The sequence below is a fragment of the Atlantibacter subterraneus genome (genome assembly GCF_007570865.1).
GTDB lineage: Bacteria > Pseudomonadota > Gammaproteobacteria > Enterobacterales > Enterobacteriaceae > Atlantibacter > Atlantibacter subterraneus.
This window is the reverse complement of sequence record NZ_VLPS01000008.1, coordinates 114,176-131,864: the sequence shown is the minus strand read 5'-3', so window position 1 is coordinate 131,864 and position 17,689 is coordinate 114,176. Positions and strand designations below refer to the sequence as shown.

Sequence of the window (17,689 nt, the reverse complement as noted above, 5' to 3'; positions counted from 1 at the left end):
TACCCTTTGGAGCTGACCCGATGAAAAAGACTTTTATACCGGCTTTAGCCGGGCTGTGCCTCTCCACCGTGTTATTTGCACCAACCGTACTGGCGCAGACCATCAAAGCCGCCGACGTTCATCCGCAGGGTTATCCCAACGTGGTGGCCGTGCAAAATATGGGTGAAAAGCTCAAACAACAAACCAATGGCGATCTCGAAATCAAAGTCTTTCCGGGCGGCGTACTGGGCGATGAGAAGCAGATGATCGAGCAGGCGCAAATGGGCGCTATCGACATTATTCGCGTCTCGATGGCCCCGGTTGCCGCTATTCTGCCGGATATCGAAGTATTTACCCTGCCGTATGTCTTCCGTGATGAAGACCATATGCACAAAGTCATTGATGGCGATATCGGCAAACAGATCGGTGAGAAGCTGACTAACAACCCGAAATCGAAACTGGTGTTCCTGGGCTGGATGGACTCCGGTACCCGTAACCTGATCACCGTAAAACCGGTGGTGAAACCGGAAGATCTGAAAGGGATGAAAATCCGCGTTCAGGGTAGCCCGGTAGCGCTGGCTACGCTGAAAGACATGGGCGCGAACTCCGTTGCCATGGGCGTGAGCGAAGTGTACAGCGGTATGCAAACCGGCGTGATTGACGGAGCGGAAAACAACCCGCCGACCTTTATTGCCCACAACTATATGCCGGTCGCGAAAAACTACACCCTGAGCGGCCACTTTATCACCCCGGAAATGCTGCTTTATTCCAAAGTGAAATGGGACAAACTCAGCGCCGATCAACAGCAAAAAATCCTGACCCTGGCCCGCGAAGCGCAGATGGAACAGCGCAAACTCTGGGATGCCTATAACGCCCAGGCGCTGGAAAAAATGAAAGCCGGCGGCGTTCAGTTCCACGACATCGATAAAGCCGTTTTCGTTAAGGCCACAGAGCCGGTGCGCGCCCAGTTTGGCGACAAGCATCAGGATCTGATGAAAGCGATAGCAGACGTACAGTGATCTCAGGCGCCGGTTACTCCGGCGCATCTTCCCGGAGTATTTATGACCCCTTTCTATGTTAAATGGATGGATCGCCTGTACCTGTTCGCCATGTTTGTGGCCGGGTTTTCGCTGCTGCTGATGACGATTGTCATCCCGATTGGCATCTTTTCCCGCTATGTCCTGAACCGTGGCGAATCCTGGCCGGAGCCCATCGCGATTATTTGCATGGTGACGTTCAGCTTTGTGGGCGCAGCGGTAAGCTATCGCGCCAATTCCCATATCGCCGTCAACATGCTGATCGACCGTATCCCACCGGCCATGCAGCGCCTGTGCGCAAAGCTGGTCGATCTGCTGATGCTGACCATCTCCGGGATTATGTTCTGGTACAGCGCCCTGCTGTGTATAGAGCTCTGGGAGCAGCCGGTGGCGGAATTCCCGATTTTGACCTCCGGGGAAAGCTACCTGCCGCTGCCGATAGGCTCGGCGATCATTATTCTTTTCGTTATTGAGCGGCTGTTGTTCGGTTCCCAGGAGAATCGTCCGGTAGTGCTTATCGGCAATCACGGCTAACGGGGGCTTCATGGACGCGTTCGTTTTACTTTTTACTCTGGGCGTATTGTTGGCGGTCGGCATGCCGGTGGCCTTTGCGGTGGGTCTGAGCGCCGTGGTTGGCGCGCTGTATATTGAACTGCCGCTGGAAGCGATCATGATTCAAATTACCAGCGGCGTGAACAAATTTAGCCTGCTGGCCATCCCGTTCTTTATCCTGGCGGGGGCGATTATGGCGGAAGGCGGTATCGCACGCCGCCTGGTGAACTTCGCTTATATTTTCGTGGGCTTTATTCGCGGCGGGCTGTCGCTGGTGAATATTGTCGCCTCGACCTTTTTTGGCGCGATTTCCGGCTCGTCGGTGGCAGATACCGCTTCTATCGGCAGCGTGATGATCCCGGAAATGGAGAAAAAGGGCTATCCGCGCGAGTACGCGGCGGCGGTTACCGCCAGCGGCTCGGTGCAGGCCATTTTGATCCCGCCGAGCCATAACTCGGTGATTTACTCGCTGGCGGCGGGCGGTACTGTGTCAATCGCCACGCTGTTTATCGCGGGGGTTCTGCCGGGGCTGCTGCTGGGCGTCAGCCTGATGGTGCTGTGTATGGGCTTCGCCCACCGTCGCGGCTACCCGAAAGGCGAGCGCATTCCGTTTAAACAGGCGCTGAAAATTTTCTTCGACGCGCTGTGGGGCCTGATGACCGTGGTCATCATCATGGGCGGTATTCTCACCGGGGTGTTCACGGCAACGGAATCGGCGGCGGTGGCCTGTATCTGGTCATTCTTCGTGACCATGTTTATCTACCGCGATTACAAGTGGAGCGAACTGCCAAAACTGATGTTCCGTACCGTGAAAACGGTGACCATCGTGATGATCCTTATCGGTTTCGCAGCAGCCTTCGGCGCGGTGATGACCTATATGCAGCTGCCGATGCGCATTACCGAATTCTTCACCTCGCTGTCGGATAATAAGTACGTCATCCTGATGTACCTGAACATCATGCTGCTGCTGGTAGGTACGCTGATGGACATGGCACCGCTGATCCTGATCCTGACGCCGGTGCTGCTGCCGGTGACCAATATGCTGGGGATCGACCCGGTGCATTTCGGGATGATCATGATGGTGAACCTGGGCATCGGTCTGGTTACCCCGCCGGTGGGCTCGGTGCTGTTTGTGGCGAGTGCGGTGAGTAAGCGTAAAATTGAAGAAGTAGTGCGCGCGATGCTGCCATTCTACGGCATGCTGCTGGTGGTGCTGGGGCTGGTAACCTACGTCCCGGCAATATCGCTATGGCTACCGAAAATACTGGGAATGATGTGATTTGACTGGAGCCCGGCCCTGTTGCCGGGCTTTTTTGTCTTCAGACAAAAAAGCCGCAGGTTGTTACGCCTGCGGCCAGTTCGGGCGCATGTTGCCATCACAGCAGCGGTGACGCCCAGGTTAGCTTAGAAGCTGAAGAAATAACGGATCAGCGCGACCACAATCGGCCCGATGATCGACGTTAAGACCGCAAGCCAAAAGGCCTGTTTGAACGTCATATAACCGCCTGCGTTGCAATGGCAACTGTTCGCGGCTATCCTTAACTTGTCTAGAGATAGGATCGCCCCCGTTATGTTGCCAGGTTTAATTACCAAACAACGTGCGGGGGTTTTCTTTATCCTGCGACTACGCCGCCGGGGAAGAAGCCCCCGCAACGTTGCGCCTCACCAGTAAAACTGGCTGAAAATATCCTACGGAAAGCGTCCTTTAGAAACCATGGGTTATTATCTGTTTATTTCCTGCCCAACAGCCTTAATGCACTGGCGGTCATCAGTACCGTCGTGACCAAAAACATCTTCTTTAACTCCAGCGCGATGGCGATATTTTGCCGGGCTTTTTATCTACATACAAAAAAGCCGCAGGTTGTTACGCCTGCGGCCAGTTCGGGCGCATGTTGCCATTACAGCAGCGGTGACGCCCAGGTTAGCTTAGAAGCTGAAGAAATAACGGATCAGCGCGACCACAATCGGCCCGATGATCGACGTTAAGACCGCAAGCCAAAAGGCCTGTTTGAACGTCATATAACCGCCTGCGTTGCAATGGCAACCGTTCGCGGCTATTCTCTTGTTGTCGAGACAAGGAATGGCCCCCGTTTAGTTGCCTGGTTTAATTACTAACAACGTGCGGGGGTTTTTCTTTATCTAGCGACTACGCCGCCAGGGATCAAGCCCCCGCAACGCTGCGCCTCACCAGTAAAACTGGCTGAAAATATCCTACGGAAAGAGTCCTTTAGAAACCATGGGTTATTATCTGTTTATTTCCTGCCCAACAGTCTTAACGCATTGGCGGTCACCAGTACCGTTGCGCCAGTATCGGCCAGCACCGCCAGCCACAGACCGGTGATGCCGAGCAGCGTCGTGACCAGGAACAGCCCCTTTAACCCCAGCGCGATAGCGATGTTTTGCCGGATATTGGCATGGGTCGCGCGGGCAAGGGCGATAATGCCCGCCAGTTCCGTTAGCCGGTTATGGGTGAGGGCGGCGTCGGCGGTTTCCAGCGCTACGTCGGTGCCGCTGCCCATGGCGATGCCGATCGTTGCCGCTTTCATCGCCGGAGCATCGTTAATCCCGTCGCCCACCATCGCCAGCGGCGCGCGTTGATTCATCCGGTCCACTTCCGCCACTTTATCGGCAGGCAGTAAACCCGCGCGGAATTTCAGCCCCAGTTCGCCAGCAATCGCAGCAGCGGCGCGTGGGTTATCGCCGGTGAGGATCACCCCCTGAACGCCCAGCCCCTGCAATCGCTGAACCGCCTCTCTGGCATCGGGTCGCAGCGTGTCGCGCAGCGCCAGCGTGCCCAGTAATTGATTGTTATGCACCAGCGCTACCACCGTCTGGCCCTGGGCTTCCTGTTGCTGAATGGTGGCCCGGGTTGCCTCGTCCAGAATGGCGGCGGGGAGCTTATCCGGCGCGCTGAGCAAATACGTTTCGCCGTCAACCGTCGCCTCAATTCCAATACCCGCCAGGGTACGCTGGTTGGTTGCTACGGGCAGGATCATCCCCTGATTTGTGCAGCGTTCGATAATTGCCAGCGCCAGCGGGTGCGTGGAGCCTTGCTCAACCGCTGCCGCCAGCCGTAACAGCGCGTTTTCGTCCAGTCCTCGCAGCGGAGAAACGGTAGTAACCTGCGGTTTGCCCTGCGTCAACGTACCGGTTTTATCAAACGCCACCTGGCGGATCTGGCCGAGCTGTTCCAGCGCCGCGCCGCCTTTAATCAGCGCGCCGCGCCGTGCGGCGGCAGCCAGCCCGGAGGTAATGGCCGCTGGCGTGGAGATCACCAGCGCGCACGGGCAGCCAATCAGCAGCAGCGTCAGTCCCTTATAGATCCACGGCAGCCATGGCGCACCAGTCAGTAGCGGAGGAAGCACGGCCACCAGCAGCGCAAACAGCATGATGGCGGGCGTGTAGATCCGACTGAAGCGGTCGATAAAGCGCTCAATAGGCGCGCGGCGCTCTTCGGCTTCTTCAATCAGCCGTAAAATCCGGTCAATAGCGCTATCGCCCGGCTCGGAGATCACTTCCAGCCTGACCAGCCGGTCAACGCTGGTTGCCCCGGCGGCGACGCTATCGCCCTGGCTGCGTTCCACTGGCAATGATTCCCCGGTCAGGGCGCTTTCATCAAAGCTGGCAAAAGGTGAGAGCAGTTTGCCATCCGCAGGCAGCCTGCCGCCCGCCGCCACTTCAATCACATCGCCGGGACGCAGCGCGCTTAGCGCCACCGTTTCGCGCTGCTCGCCGTTGAGACGTGTCGCGGTTTCCGGCTTCAGCGCTATCAGCGCGCTGACCCCCTGACGGGCGCGGTTTGCCGCCCAGCCTTCTAACCGTTCGCCGATCAAAAATAGCAGCAGTACCATCGCGGCCTCGGCGGTCGCGCCGATAAACAGCGCGCCGATGGCCGCCACGCTCATCAGGGTTTCGATAGCGAACGGGTTGCCGCTGCGCATCAGCCGTAACGCCTGACGGGCGATGGGCCACAGGCCAACCAGGGTAGTGGCGATAAACGCGATTTCGCCCAGCGGTGGATTAAACTGCGCGACGCCCCAGCTCAGCGCCATCAGCACGATCAGGCCGATAAGCGGCAGGTTGTCGCGTAAGGCAAAGGGGTGGGAAGCGGTGGGCGCTGGGGAATCGCTGTCGGACAGGGTATAGCCCGCCTGACGGATTGCCTGCTCAACCTGCTCGCGCACGTCGGCGGCGGCATCTACCAGCAACTTTTCGGTAGCGAACACCACCTGCGCCTGGCTGACGCCGGGAATCTGGCGCGCCGCATTTTCTACTTTGCGCGCGCAGGCGGCGCAGTCCATGCCCTGCACGTGCCAGCTAAAGCGATGGGTGGCATCAGAAGGGGGTGTTACGGGCTGAGGCGCGGGCTGGCTGCATTGCCCGTCGGCGCAGCAGGGCGTCTGCGCATCAAGCGGCTTAAATTTAACCGAACCAAACTGGGGAACAGGTTTGCCATCTGGCGTTGGGGTAGTCATGGCATCCTCCGGTAACGATAATTTTCTCATTACCGGAAGGGTACACTCTGGAGTGGACTCCAGAGTCAAGCCATTGATCAACTTTTCTGCAAAAATTACAGGTACAGCGAACGCACAATCAGGAAATGCCCGGCGAAATAGCAGGCCGAGGCGATGGCGTTATCTGCCGTGAAGCGCTTGCGGTAATGGCTGCCCAGCCAGACTATGTTGCTTAACAGCAGCAGCGCCGCGCCGACAAATGCCGACAGGCTGGTGTCGGTTGGGCGGAAGAACCACAGTTCGCCCGCGAGCCACACCATCACCAGCGTCATGCCGATAAAAGTGCAAATCGGCCAGCGCAGCTCTTCAAGCCGCGTCCAGATCACAGCAATCAGCGCCACGCCAATCACCACCAGTGCCAGCGGCAACGGCCAGTAGAACGACAGGGTCATCTGGCTGGCGAAGTAAATGGTGTACAGCAAATGGGACAGGAAAAACGCGCCGATAGCGTACAGCAGGCGTTCACGCGGCAGCAAAGTCAGCGTATCGCCCACCAGCGTCGCCAGCAGCCCGGCGACCACCAGGTAGCCCAGCGCTTCAAACATCGGCGCCTGCCAGGCCAGCAGCAGTAACAGTAATAATGTGACGGGTTTAAATACCCAGCGTTGCCAGACCGGGCCGCGATAGGAGGCATCCACATACAGCCAGGCGGAAAAACAGACAGCAATAAACGACCAAAGCATGATAAGTCCCTGATTCAGTTATTGTAACGCGCACCCATTGTGCACGGCTCTGTCTTTCAGTCTAGTGTCCCGCCGGGGCAGATGACAATGCTTATCAGGCCAGAGTATTCTAAAAAGCGTGTTATTGATAAGAGTACCGTTATGAGTAAGGTTCCGTTTTTCCTTATAATTATCATGGCGATAATCGTCGTTGCTGCCTCTTTTCGCTTTATGCAACAGCGACGGGAGAACGCCAGTAATGATGCTGCGCCGCAGTTGCAAAAACAGGTCGTCATCACTAACAAGCGAGAAAAGCCCGCCAATGACCGCCGCTCGCGCCAGCGCGAAGTTACGCCTGCGGGCGAGACGATGCGTTATGAAGCCAGCTTTAAGCCGTTACAGGGCGGGATGGAAATGACTTTCCGGCTACAGGCGGCGGAATATCATCAGCTCACGGTGGGGGAGAAAGGGATGCTGGTGTATCAGGGCACACGCTTTGTGCGTTTTGAGGCGCAGCCGTAGCCGCGCCTGCGCCAGCATTATTTCAACTTTTGCTTTTTCTGCCACGCCAGCAGTTCGAATACGCCAAACAGAAAGATGCGGATCTGTTCCGGTTTACCCATCGGCGGCGCGTTTTTGGGCTGGGTGGCTTTCAGCATCGCCAGCTGTAAGCCGTGCATCAGGACCATAAACACCAGTGCCACGTTGACGAAAATGTTCAGCGGACGCGGGAAAGGCTGGATCAGATTCAGGATCAAAAACCCCCACACGCACAGCATTAACAGACGTCCCAGGTTAATCAGCATGTTCCGCTCCTTGCGTTTCACGTAAATAGAGGCGATAGGCCACCTGGCCCGCCACTTTTTCCCGATGCAGCTGCCAGCTTGCCGGAACCGGCGGCATGCCGTTCTCTACTTCGCTTTCGACGTAGATTAACGCGCCGTCTGCCAGCCAGCCGTTTTTCTCCAGCAGGCTTAATGTTTCGTCGAGTAACCCCTTGCGAAATGGCGGATCAATAAACACGATGTCGTGCGGCGTACCGGTTTGATTAAGGTAGTTCAGGGTATTGGTGTTGACCACCTTGCCGTGGGCGGCCTTTAGCGTCGCGAGGTTTTTCTGGAGTTGCTGCGCCACGGGGCGCTCCATCTCCAGCAGCGTGGCGCTAGCGGCATAGCGGGACAGCGACTCCAGCCCTAACGCGCCGCTGCCGGCGAAGCAGTCGAGACAGCGTGCATCCACCATGTAAGGAGCCAGCCAGTTGAACAGCGTTTCACGCACCCGATCGGTGGTTGGGCGCAGGCCGGGGCTGTCGGTGACCGGCAGTTTTCGGCCTCGCCATTGGCCGCCGATAATACGAATCTGGCCGCTGCCAGAGGAGGTGGGTTTCTTCATGCTGTTCACTGGGCTTAATAATTTGGCCTGCTATTCTAGCGGCGCAGGCCGCCAGGTGAAACCTGAATCCGTCGGCGTGATGCGCTGGCGGGAAAGTGATAGAATAACGTATTCATTCGTAAAAAATTTAGCGCCCGCGATGTGATTGCGCGGAGATGCTGCCAGGATTCAACAGCGAGGGGTGTAGTCGCCAATGGCAAAAGATAAAAAACGGGGCTTTTTTTCCTGGCTGGGTTTCGGCCAAAAAGAGCAGGAACCTGAAGTTGAACAGCAGCAGGTAACGGAACAAGAGGTCGAGAATCAGGTTACCGAGCTGCCGCCGGAAGCCGTCGAGCAGCCCGTTGCCGAGGCTGACGCACCTGTTGCAGAAGACGTTGAAACGCCTGCCCCGCATACGCTGGAAGAATCGCAGGTCTTTGCCGAAGATCTGGTTGAAATCACCGAGCAGCAGGCGGCGCAGGCGGAAGAACCGCAGCCGGTGGCTGATGAAGTGGTTGAGGTGACTGATCCTGAGCCGCAGGACGTTGCCGTTATCGAACATGAAACCCTGCCGCTGCCGGAAGAGGTGCAGGCGCAGGAGATTGAGCCGGAAGAGTGGCAGGTGGAACAAGAGCCGCTAACCGAAGCCGAGCCGGAAATCAGCGACGAAGAGCTGGAAGCCCAGGCGCTGGCGGCGAGCCAGCAGGCAGAAGAACCGGTTGATGAGTTCCAGCAGTCTGACGTGGTGGTTCCCGTTCAGGAAAAACCGACCAAAGAAGGGTTCTTCGCACGCCTGAAGCGCAGCCTGATTAAAACTAAAGAAAATCTCGGTTCCGGATTTATCAGTCTGTTCCGCGGCAAGAAAATCGATGATGATCTGTTTGAGGAACTGGAAGAACAGCTGCTGATTGCCGACGTGGGCGTGGAAACCACCCGTAAAATCATCGCCAATCTTACCGAAGGGGCCAGCCGCAAGCAGCTGCGTGACGCAGAGGCGCTGTACGGTTTGCTGAAGGAAGAGATGGGCGAAATTCTGGCAAAAGTCGACGAGCCGCTGAACGTTGAAGGCAAAACGCCGTTTGTTATTCTGATGGTCGGCGTCAACGGCGTGGGTAAAACCACCACTATCGGCAAACTGGCGCGTCAGTTCGAGCAGCAGGGGAAATCGGTGATGCTGGCGGCGGGGGATACTTTCCGCGCGGCGGCGGTTGAGCAGCTCCAGGTCTGGGGCCAGCGCAACAATATCCCGGTGGTGGCGCAGCATACCGGCGCGGATTCCGCGTCGGTGATCTTTGACGCGATTCAGGCGGCGAAGGCGCGCCATGTCGACGTGCTGATTGCCGATACCGCAGGTCGTTTGCAGAATAAATCGCACCTGATGGAAGAGCTGAAGAAAATCGTCCGGGTAATGAAAAAACTCGACGAAGACGCGCCGCATGAGATTATGCTGACCATCGACGCCAGCACCGGGCAGAATGCCATCAGCCAGGCCAAACTGTTCCATGAGGCGGTAGGGCTGACGGGTATTACCCTGACTAAGCTGGACGGCACGGCCAAAGGCGGGGTGATTTTCTCTGTTGCGGACCAGTTCGGTATTCCGATTCGCTATATTGGCGTTGGCGAACAAATTTCTGATTTGCGCCCGTTTAATGCGGGTGACTTTATAGAGGCACTTTTTGCCCGAGAGGATTAACAATGATTCGCTTTGAACAGGTCAGCAAAGCCTATCTTGGTGGGAGACAGGCTCTGCAGGGGGTGACATTTCACCTGCAACCTGGCGAGATGGCATTCCTTACCGGCCACTCCGGCGCCGGTAAGAGTACGCTGCTGAAGCTTATCTGCGGCATTGAACGCCCCAGCGCGGGGCAAATTTATTTTGCCGGTCATGAGATCAGCCGTTTAAAAAATCGTGAAGTGCCGTTTTTACGCCGCCAGATTGGCATGATCTTTCAGGATCACCATCTGCTGATGGACAGAACGGTATTTGATAATGTGGCGATCCCGCTGATCATCGCCGGGGCCAGCAGCGAAGATATCCGCCGCCGCGTCAGCGCCGCGCTGGATAAAGTCGGCCTGCTGGATAAAGCCAAAAGCTTCCCGATCCAGCTATCCGGCGGTGAACAGCAGCGCGTGGGCATCGCCCGGGCGGTGGTGAATAAGCCCGCGGTTCTGCTGGCGGATGAACCGACCGGCAACCTGGATGAAGCGCTGTCGGAAGGCATTTTGCGTCTGTTCGAAGAGTTTAACCGCGTGGGCGTTACGGTACTGATGGCTACGCATGATATGGGGCTGATTTCCAGCCGCCACTATCCGATGTTGACCCTGAGCGAAGGGCATTTGCATGGAGGCCGCCCCGGTGAATAAACGTGATGCGCTGAATGAAATGAAGCGCTTTGGCAACAAGCTCAGCGGTTTTACCCGCCAGAAAATGGGCGGCGACAGCAACCGTCAGCCGCCGAAACGCGCCAAAGGCCAGCCTGCGAAAGCGAAATCCCGCAAAGGCGGCGTTAACGAGCAGTTCCGCTATGCCTGGAACGGCGCGCTGCAGGATTTGAAAAGCAAACCGCTCGCCACGTTTTTGACCGTAATGGTCATCGCCATCTCCCTGACGCTGCCCAGCGTCTGCTACATGGTTTATAAGAACGTCAACCAGGCGGCGACCCAGTATTATCCTTCCCCGCAGATCACCGTTTATCTTGATAAAGCGCTGGACGACGATGCGGCCCAGCAGGTGGTAGGGCAATTGCAGGCCGAGCAGGGGGTTGAGAAAGTCAATTACCTGTCGCGGGAAGAGGCGTTAGGCGAGTTCCGCAACTGGTCTGGCTTTGGCGGCGCGCTGGATATGCTGGAAGAAAACCCGCTGCCTGCCGTGGCGGTGATCGTGCCGAAGCTGGATTTCCAGGGTACTGAAGCGCTGAATACGCTGCGCGACCGGGTTGCGCGCGTGCAGGGCGTGGACGAAGTGCGTATGGACGACAGCTGGTTTGCCCGTCTTGCGGCCTTAACCGGCCTGGTGGGGCGCGTAGCAGCGATGATCGGCGTATTGATGGTCGCTGCGGTATTCCTGGTGATTGGCAACAGCGTGCGGCTGAGTATTTTTGCCCGTCGCGACACGATTAACGTGCAAAAGCTGATTGGTGCTACCGACGGATTTATCCTGCGTCCGTTTTTATACGGTGGCGCATTACTCGGTTTTAGCGGCGCATTTTTGTCACTGATTCTTTCAGAAATTTTGGTGATGCGGCTGTCATCCGCCGTCACTGATGTGGCGCGGGTATTCGGGACAGCCTTTGATCTCAATGGCTTATCCTTTGATGAATGCCTGCTGCTGCTGCTGGTGTGCTCAATGATCGGCTGGCTGGCAGCCTGGCTTGCCACTGTGCAACATTTACGTCACTTTACCCCCGACTAAAAAAAGTTTGGTATACTTCTCCCCTGCTACGAGTTCCCGTCTGCAGGGGAGAATCACTGAATACCCTGCCTCGCTTTTTCATAGCGTTGTCACACTCTGTGTGTAAACTATTCACAAACCGACATGGAACTTGTGGATAAAATCACTGTCTGAAAAAAGAGTGGATGATATTCTCGTTGCTCATAAGAACTGGCCTGGTTGTTGCCTGATGGGGACAACGTACCGCCAGTCTGATAATGATTGAGAGGATTTGAATGACCAAAGAAATGCAAACTTTAGCGCTCGCTCCGGTAGGCAACCTGGAATCCTATATCCGGGCCGCCAACGCCTGGCCGATGTTATCGGCCGAGGAAGAACGGACACTTGCTGAAAAGCTGCATTACCAGGGCGATCTGGAAGCAGCGAAAAAGCTGATCCTGTCTCACCTGCGATTTGTTGTTCATATCGCTCGTAACTACGCGGGCTATGGCCTGCCGCAGGCGGATCTGATTCAGGAAGGCAATATCGGCCTGATGAAAGCCGTGCGTCGCTTCAACCCGGAAGTGGGCGTGCGTCTGGTGTCCTTCGCGGTGCACTGGATCAAAGCGGAAATTCACGAATACGTGCTGCGTAACTGGCGTATTGTGAAAGTGGCAACCACCAAAGCACAGCGCAAGCTGTTCTTTAACCTGCGCAAAACCAAGCAGCGTCTGGGCTGGTTTAACCAGGATGAAGTAGAAATGGTGGCTCGCGAGCTGGGCGTAACCAGCAAAGACGTGCGTGAAATGGAGTCGCGTATGGCGGCCCAGGACATGACGTTTGATATGTCGCCGGACGACGATGCGCCGGACGGACAGCCGATGGCCCCGGTTCTCTACCTACAGGATAAATCCTCGAACTTTGCCGACGGCATTGAGGATGACAACTGGGAAGAGCACGCGGCGGATAAACTGTCTGATGCGATGCAGGGGCTGGACGAACGTAGCCAGCACATCATCCGCGCCCGCTGGCTGGATGAAGACAGCAAAACCACCTTGCAGGAACTGGCCGACCGTTATGGCGTCTCCGCCGAACGTGTGCGCCAGCTTGAGAAGAATGCAATGAAAAAACTGCGCGCCGCTATCGAAGCCTGATAGCCGCTGGCGATAAAAAATACCCCGTGAGAGATCATGGGGTATTTTTGTTTTTAGCGTTGGATAAATGCTTGCGGGCAAAACAGCCGCACCGATTCCACCAGCCGCTCAAAGGCTTCCGGCATCTGCTCTTCGGTAATGCTGGCGAATCCCATCAGCAATCCCCGCCGTTTTTTAGACCCCACGTAATAGCGCGACAGCGCCCGCACCAGAATGCCCCGTGCGTTCGCATGGGCCGCAATCGCTACGTCATCCGCCTCGCCCGGCAGATGCAAAACCAGATGTAGCCCAGCGTTGTCGTTAAAATCATTCAGCGCCTGCGGGCCGAACGCATGGGTAATTAACTGGCACAGCAGCGCCCGGCGTTTGCTGTACAGCAGCCGCATCCGGCGAATATGGGCACTGTACTGCCCGGTTTCGATAAACTCGGCTAAGGCGGTTTGGATCAGCGAATGCCCGCTGCGGTACAACTCGGCATGGGCTTTTCTGAACGATTCGGCCAGGGCCGGCGGCAGTACCAGGTACCCGAGCCGCAGACCGGGATAGAGCGTCTTGCTGAACGTGCCGATATAAATCACCGGCGCGTCGGGCACCAGCCCCTGGAGCGCCGGGATCGGCTGGCCAGAAAAGCGAAATTCGCTGTCGTAATCATCTTCCACTATCCAGCACGGCTGGCGCGCCGCAACGTTCAGCAGGCGCTGCCGCCGTTCCAGGCTCATCACCGGCCCCAACGGGTACTGATGCGAAGGGGTGACGAAGATCAGGCGCGGGTTTTCATCAACGGTTTCCGGAGGGTTCATGCCGGCCTGATCGACATCGACCGGGCAGAGCGTCACGTCATTCATCTGCAAAATATGGCGGATGCCCCAGTAGGAAGGTTCCTCAATCCAGGCGCGGTCGCCGGGGTTGGTGAGCATTCGCGTCACCAGGTCAATGGCCTGATGCACGCCTTCGACGATCAGGATCTGTTCAGCGTTGCAGTTCACCGAACGGGCTACCCGCAAATACTCTACCAGCGCCTGTTGCAGCGCCGGTGAGCCGCCATTATTGCTGTAAGTAAGCTGTCGCGGAGCGGGGCGGCGGCTGATGCGCGCCTGAATTTTGCTGAAGCGCTGATGGGGAAAGGCGCTGACGTCCGGCACGCCGGGAATAAACGCGCCCCACTGGCTTGGGCTGGCGCTGATGTTATCCAGCAACTGCTGCCCACGGCGAGAAAACGCGGGTACCGCGGCGGGTTGCGATAGCGCATTGGCACACGCCTGCGGGTGAAACACGTTATCCGGCAGGGTTTGCGCCACCCAGGTGCCGCTGCCCTGGCGTGAAGTGACATAGCCTTCCGCCAGCAGCTGCTCGTACACCGTAATCACGCTGTTGCGCGAAATGCCCAACTGCGCGGCGAGATCTCGCGAGGCGGGCAGGCGCGTCTGCGGGGCCAGGCTTTTATCCAGAATCGCCTGGCGCAGCGCATTATATAAACGTCGATGCAAAAGCCCATCCCGCTGCGCCGCAAAGCGCACCAGCACTAAGTCGCCCACCAGAGAATGCAATTGGATCCCTCAATCAGTCAGGATTGGTACTCGATTATAGAACCAAAGCGCGCTAAATAAACCACAATGTAGTGTACATGTTGCATCAACGTAAAAAAGCTGCGGAGAGACGAAAGTGAAAAATTCAGAACTAAATCAACGCCGTCAGAATGCAACGCCGCGCGGTATCGGCGTGATGTGCGGGTTTTACGCTGAGCGTGCGGAAAACGCCACCCTGTGGGATGTGGAAGGCCGGGAAGTGATTGATTTCGCCGCCGGGATTGCCGTGCTGAATACCGGGCACCGCCATCCGCGCCTGGTTGAGGCGATTGAAAAGCAGCTTAAGGCCTTTACCCATACCGCCTATCAAATTGTGCCTTACGAAGGGTACGTGTCGTTGGCGGAGCGCATCAACGAGCGCGCCCCCATTGAAGGGCCGGTGAAAACCGCGTTTTTTACTACCGGCGCGGAAGCGGTAGAAAACGCCGTGAAAATCGCCCGGGCCAGCACTCGTCGCCCCGGCATTATTACCTTTAGCGGCGCGTTTCATGGCCGAACCTTTATGACCATGGCGCTCACCGGCAAAGTGGCCCCGTATAAGCTCGGCTTTGGTCCGTTCCCCGGTTCGGTGTTCCATGCCCGCTACCCGAATGACCTGCACGGCGTCAGCGTTGAGCAGGCGCTGGAAAGCCTGGAATATCTCTTCAAAGCCGATATCGCCCCGGACCAGGTGGCGGCAATTGTATTAGAGCCCATTCAGGGTGAAGGCGGATTTAACGTTGCGCCGCCGGAATTTTTCAGCGCGCTGCGGCAGATTTGTGACCAGCACGGCATCCTGTTGATTGCCGATGAAGTCCAGACCGGCTTTGCGCGTACCGGTAAGCTGTTCGCCATGGAGCATTATCCGGTGAAAGCCGATCTGATCACCATGGCGAAAAGCCTGGCGGGCGGGATGCCGCTATCCGCCGTCGCGGGGCGCGCCGAGGTGATGGATGCCCCCGCGCCGGGCGGGCTGGGCGGAACCTACGCCGGTAACCCGCTGGCGATTGCTTCGGCCCATGCGGTACTGGACGTCATTGACGATGAAAAACTGTGCCAGCGCGCGAATGAACTTGGCGCGCAGTTGAAAGAGGTGCTGGAGCAGGTGCAGAGCAAAGCAATAGCGCAGGTGCGCGGGCTGGGTTCGATGATTGCCATCGAGTTTAACGACCCGGCAACCGGCAAACCGTCACCGGACATCACCCGCGACGTTCAGCAAGCGGCGCTGGAGCAGGGGCTGCTGTTACTCACCTGTGGTGTGTACGGCAACGTGATCCGCTTCCTGTATCCGCTGACAATCCCGCAAGCGCAATTCACCCAGGCGCTAAATATTCTTAAACAGGTTTTACCGCGCTAACCCTGACGCGGCGGGCATTGTTGTTGCACTAATGTTGCAATAAGACACCGCCGCGCTCACTTTCTGTTATTCACCCCACAAAATTGTTGTTCCAAAATCAGAAAAATGGGGTATGTTTTAGCAGAGTATGCTGCTCAGGCACCGGTGGCGTCCCTCCTTTCTACTATCTAATGCTGCGCCTTAGTGCGATAGCGATATAATGTGCCAAATCAAAACAACAAAACAACTTCAACAACCACAACAATGGGGATCCTCAGGATGAAAATGACGGGTAAAGCGTTACTGGCGGGATGTATCGCTCTGGCGATGAGCAGCGCGGCAATGGCGGAAGATATTAAGATCGCCGTCGTCGGCGCAATGTCCGGCCCGGTCGCGCAGTATGGAGACCAGGAGTTTACTGGCGCAGAGCAAGCGGTTGCCGATATTAACGCTAAGGGCGGCATCAAAGGCAACAAACTGGTTGTGACCAAATACGATGACGCCTGCGACCCGAAACAAGCGGTAGCGGTAGCGAACAAAGTGGTTAACGACGGCATCAAATATGTTATCGGCCACCTGTGCTCTTCTTCTACACAGCCAGCGTCTGATATCTACGAAGACGAAGGCATTCTGATGATCACGCCAGCGGCGACCGCTCCGGAACTGACTGCGCGGGGTTATCAGCTGGTGCTGCGCACCACCGGTCTGGATTCCGACCAGGGCCCGACCGCGGCGAAATACATTGCTGAGAAAGTGAAGCCGCAGCGCATCGCAGTTATCCACGACAAACAGCAGTACGGCGAAGGCCTGGCGCGTTCCGTGCAGGATAACCTGAAGAAAGCTGGCGCGAACGTGGTGTTCTTTGACGGTATCACCGCTGGTGAGAAAGATTTCTCTACCCTGGTAGCGCGTCTGAAGAAAGAAAATATCGACTTCGTTTACTACGGTGGCTACCACCCGGAAATGGGCCAGATCCTGCGCCAGGCGCGCGCGGCAGGTCTGAAAACCCAGTTTATGGGCCCGGAAGGCGTGGCGAACGTGTCTCTGTCTAACATCGCCGGTGAATCTGCCGAAGGCATGTTAGTAACCAAGCCGAAGAACTACGATCAGGTTCCGGCGAACAAACCGATTGTGGACGCGATCAAAGCCAAGAAACAGGATCCGAGCGGCGCGTTCGTGTGGACCACCTACGCTGCGCTGCAATCTCTGCAGGCCGGTTTGAACCAGTCTGACGATCCGGCTGAAATCGCTAAATACCTGAAAGCTAACTCTGTTGAAACCGTGATGGGTCCGCTGTCATGGGATGAGAAGGGCGATCTGAAAGGGTTTGAGTTTGGCGTGTTTACCTGGCATGCGAACGGCACGGCGACTGACGCCAAATAATTTGCCTGTCGCCTTTCACGCCGTAGCGGCGTTGACTGCGTTCGAAAACCCCGGTCACTTACTGATGTAAGCTCCCGGGGATTTTCTCACTTGTCGCCTTGCTACAACGTGAAATGCTCGGGCAAAGAGTGAATTGCCTTTCACGCCGTAGCGGCGTTGACTGTGCTCGAAAACCCCGGTCGCTGATAGCCAGCGACCGGTTTTTTAGCGCTTCTCCCAACCGCCTTCCTCGATCGAAAAGCCCAGCGCCTGCATAAACGCATTCATTACGTTGCGGTCTTCGACGCCAACGTCGGAAATCCACCAGTGGTTGATGGCGGGGTTATCGCGGATTACTTCTTCGATCAAATAGTGCCCGACGCCGCGTCGGCGCGTCACTTCCCGGACCCGCAGTGAATCCATCGCGCCCTGATCGCCGGTTAACGTCACACGTACTGCGCCCAGCAGCCGCTCGTTAAAACGCGCGGCGTAAATGCGGTGGCCTTCATCAATCTTCAACGATGCGCTGGAGTATTCCGGCCAAATTTTGCCCAGGTCGATATGGTCCTGCGGCGTCAACGTCTGCAAACGAATAATAGTGAGTTTCATAGTGGCATCCCGAAGGCAGTTTGTCGGAGTGTATCCAAATTATTGACCATAACGCCTACTCTTTTTTAATGGATTCAGTAGTTGAATAGTTTTTATCACGTATCAAAAGCAGTGCGAATCTTCCGGGAATGAAATTTAACCAGGTTTTTACTCTGAAAGGTAGTGATTTGTTCGGCTT

At 56.7% G+C, this 17,689-nt stretch carries 16 protein-coding genes; 10 read left to right on the top strand and 6 right to left on the bottom strand.

Features of this window, described 5'->3' with window-relative positions; translation table 11 throughout:
- Positions 1-20: 20 nt before the first annotated feature.
- Genes FND52_RS15455 through FND52_RS15445 form a run of 3 tightly spaced genes read left to right on the top strand, consistent with a single transcriptional unit; the run spans position 21 to position 2,847 of the window.
- Positions 21-998 (top strand): TRAP transporter substrate-binding protein, encoded by a 978-nt coding sequence (locus FND52_RS15455; RefSeq protein WP_125292626.1) that lies wholly within the window; start codon positions 21-23, stop codon positions 996-998.
- 42 nt (positions 999-1,040) lie between these two features.
- Positions 1,041-1,550 (top strand): TRAP transporter small permease, encoded by a 510-nt coding sequence (locus tag FND52_RS15450; protein ID WP_125292625.1) that lies wholly within the window; start codon positions 1,041-1,043, stop codon positions 1,548-1,550.
- A gap of 10 nt (positions 1,551-1,560) precedes the next feature.
- Positions 1,561-2,847 carry a TRAP transporter large permease gene (locus tag FND52_RS15445; RefSeq protein WP_125292624.1) on the top strand — a complete coding sequence of 429 codons (1,287 nt, stop codon included), beginning with the start codon at positions 1,561-1,563 and terminating at the stop codon, positions 2,845-2,847.
- Positions 2,848-3,820: 973 nt separating this feature from the next.
- Here FND52_RS15445 and zntA read toward each other — a convergent pair.
- Entirely contained in the window at positions 3,821-6,043 is a 2,223-nt protein-coding gene (zntA, locus tag FND52_RS15440; protein WP_144131711.1) for a Zn(II)/Cd(II)/Pb(II) translocating P-type ATPase ZntA, read from the bottom strand.
- A gap of 95 nt (positions 6,044-6,138) precedes the next feature.
- Entirely contained in the window at positions 6,139-6,765 is a 627-nt protein-coding gene (locus FND52_RS15435; RefSeq protein WP_125292622.1) for a lysoplasmalogenase, read from the bottom strand.
- Between the two features lie 141 nt (positions 6,766-6,906).
- On the opposite strand from FND52_RS15435, the gene FND52_RS15430 reads away from it, so the two are divergent.
- Complete coding sequence (locus tag FND52_RS15430) at positions 6,907-7,266, top strand: DUF2500 domain-containing protein (protein ID WP_144131709.1); 360 nt, start codon at positions 6,907-6,909, stop codon at positions 7,264-7,266.
- A gap of 17 nt (positions 7,267-7,283) precedes the next feature.
- Here FND52_RS15430 and FND52_RS15425 read toward each other — a convergent pair whose 3' ends face one another.
- Entirely contained in the window at positions 7,284-7,550 is a 267-nt protein-coding gene (locus FND52_RS15425) for a DUF1145 family protein (RefSeq protein ID WP_125292620.1), read from the bottom strand.
- On the bottom strand, positions 7,540-8,136 hold the full coding sequence (gene rsmD / locus FND52_RS15420; protein WP_144131707.1) for a 16S rRNA (guanine(966)-N(2))-methyltransferase: 597 nt from the start codon (positions 8,134-8,136) through the stop codon (positions 7,540-7,542). The genes FND52_RS15425 and rsmD overlap by 11 nt, the downstream gene beginning before the upstream one ends.
- 193 nt (positions 8,137-8,329) lie before the next feature.
- Between rsmD and ftsY the strand changes: the two genes are divergently transcribed.
- The 4 genes from ftsY to rpoH all read left to right on the top strand — a co-directional run bounded on the left by ftsY (position 8,330) and on the right by rpoH (position 12,639).
- Entirely contained in the window at positions 8,330-9,808 is a 1,479-nt protein-coding gene (ftsY, locus tag FND52_RS15415; protein WP_144131705.1) for a signal recognition particle-docking protein FtsY, read from the top strand.
- Between the two features lie 2 nt (positions 9,809-9,810).
- A complete protein-coding gene (gene ftsE / locus FND52_RS15410) occupies positions 9,811-10,479 on the top strand; it encodes a cell division ATP-binding protein FtsE (RefSeq protein WP_125292617.1) in 669 nt (222 codons plus the stop codon).
- Positions 10,472-11,527 carry a permease-like cell division protein FtsX gene (ftsX, locus tag FND52_RS15405; RefSeq protein WP_144131703.1) on the top strand — a complete coding sequence of 352 codons (1,056 nt, stop codon included), beginning with the start codon at positions 10,472-10,474 and terminating at the stop codon, positions 11,525-11,527. Before ftsE ends, ftsX begins: the two co-directional genes overlap by 8 nt.
- A 254-nt stretch (positions 11,528-11,781) precedes the next feature.
- Positions 11,782-12,639 carry an RNA polymerase sigma factor RpoH gene (gene rpoH / locus FND52_RS15400; RefSeq protein WP_125292615.1) on the top strand — a complete coding sequence of 286 codons (858 nt, stop codon included), beginning with the start codon at positions 11,782-11,784 and terminating at the stop codon, positions 12,637-12,639.
- Between the two features lie 53 nt (positions 12,640-12,692).
- Here rpoH and pdxR read toward each other — a convergent pair whose 3' ends face one another.
- A complete protein-coding gene (gene pdxR / locus FND52_RS15395) occupies positions 12,693-14,186 on the bottom strand; it encodes a MocR-like pyridoxine biosynthesis transcription factor PdxR (RefSeq protein ID WP_144131701.1) in 1,494 nt (497 codons plus the stop codon).
- Between the two features lie 115 nt (positions 14,187-14,301).
- On the opposite strand from pdxR, the gene FND52_RS15390 reads away from it, so the two are divergent.
- Both FND52_RS15390 and FND52_RS15385 read left to right on the top strand, forming a co-directional pair.
- On the top strand, positions 14,302-15,561 hold the full coding sequence (locus tag FND52_RS15390) for a 4-aminobutyrate--2-oxoglutarate transaminase (RefSeq protein WP_144131699.1): 1,260 nt from the start codon (positions 14,302-14,304) through the stop codon (positions 15,559-15,561).
- Between the two features lie 258 nt (positions 15,562-15,819).
- Positions 15,820-16,923 carry a branched-chain amino acid ABC transporter substrate-binding protein gene (locus FND52_RS15385; protein ID WP_144131697.1) on the top strand — a complete coding sequence of 368 codons (1,104 nt, stop codon included), beginning with the start codon at positions 15,820-15,822 and terminating at the stop codon, positions 16,921-16,923.
- A 204-nt stretch (positions 16,924-17,127) separates the two neighbouring features.
- Here the strand turns inward: FND52_RS15385 and panM are convergent, their stop codons facing one another.
- Positions 17,128-17,511 (bottom strand): aspartate 1-decarboxylase autocleavage activator PanM, encoded by a 384-nt coding sequence (gene panM / locus FND52_RS15380; RefSeq protein WP_125292611.1) that lies wholly within the window; start codon positions 17,509-17,511, stop codon positions 17,128-17,130.
- Positions 17,512-17,689 lie beyond the last annotated feature (178 nt).

What these genes read in the sequence shown, in the direction of transcription:
- rpoH (WP_125292615.1), top strand. Translation starts at nt 11,782, where the DNA reads ATGACCAAAGAAATGCAAACTTTAGCGCTCGCTCCGGTAGGCAACCTG.
- FND52_RS15430 (WP_144131709.1), top strand. Translation starts at nt 6,907, where the DNA reads ATGAGTAAGGTTCCGTTTTTCCTTATAATTATCATGGCGATAATCGTC.
- ftsY (WP_144131705.1), top strand. Translation starts at nt 8,330, where the DNA reads ATGGCAAAAGATAAAAAACGGGGCTTTTTTTCCTGGCTGGGTTTCGGC.
- FND52_RS15450 (WP_125292625.1), top strand. Translation starts at nt 1,041, where the DNA reads ATGACCCCTTTCTATGTTAAATGGATGGATCGCCTGTACCTGTTCGCC.
- ftsE (WP_125292617.1), top strand. Translation starts at nt 9,811, where the DNA reads ATGATTCGCTTTGAACAGGTCAGCAAAGCCTATCTTGGTGGGAGACAG.
- rsmD (WP_144131707.1), bottom strand. Translation starts at nt 8,136, where the DNA reads ATGAAGAAACCCACCTCCTCTGGCAGCGGCCAGATTCGTATTATCGGC.
- FND52_RS15445 (WP_125292624.1), top strand. Translation starts at nt 1,561, where the DNA reads ATGGACGCGTTCGTTTTACTTTTTACTCTGGGCGTATTGTTGGCGGTC.
- FND52_RS15425 (WP_125292620.1), bottom strand. Translation starts at nt 7,550, where the DNA reads ATGCTGATTAACCTGGGACGTCTGTTAATGCTGTGCGTGTGGGGGTTT.
- zntA (WP_144131711.1), bottom strand. Translation starts at nt 6,043, where the DNA reads ATGACTACCCCAACGCCAGATGGCAAACCTGTTCCCCAGTTTGGTTCG.
- FND52_RS15435 (WP_125292622.1), bottom strand. Translation starts at nt 6,765, where the DNA reads ATGCTTTGGTCGTTTATTGCTGTCTGTTTTTCCGCCTGGCTGTATGTG.
- panM (WP_125292611.1), bottom strand. Translation starts at nt 17,511, where the DNA reads ATGAAACTCACTATTATTCGTTTGCAGACGTTGACGCCGCAGGACCAT.
- FND52_RS15385 (WP_144131697.1), top strand. Translation starts at nt 15,820, where the DNA reads ATGAAAATGACGGGTAAAGCGTTACTGGCGGGATGTATCGCTCTGGCG.
- FND52_RS15455 (WP_125292626.1), top strand. Translation starts at nt 21, where the DNA reads ATGAAAAAGACTTTTATACCGGCTTTAGCCGGGCTGTGCCTCTCCACC.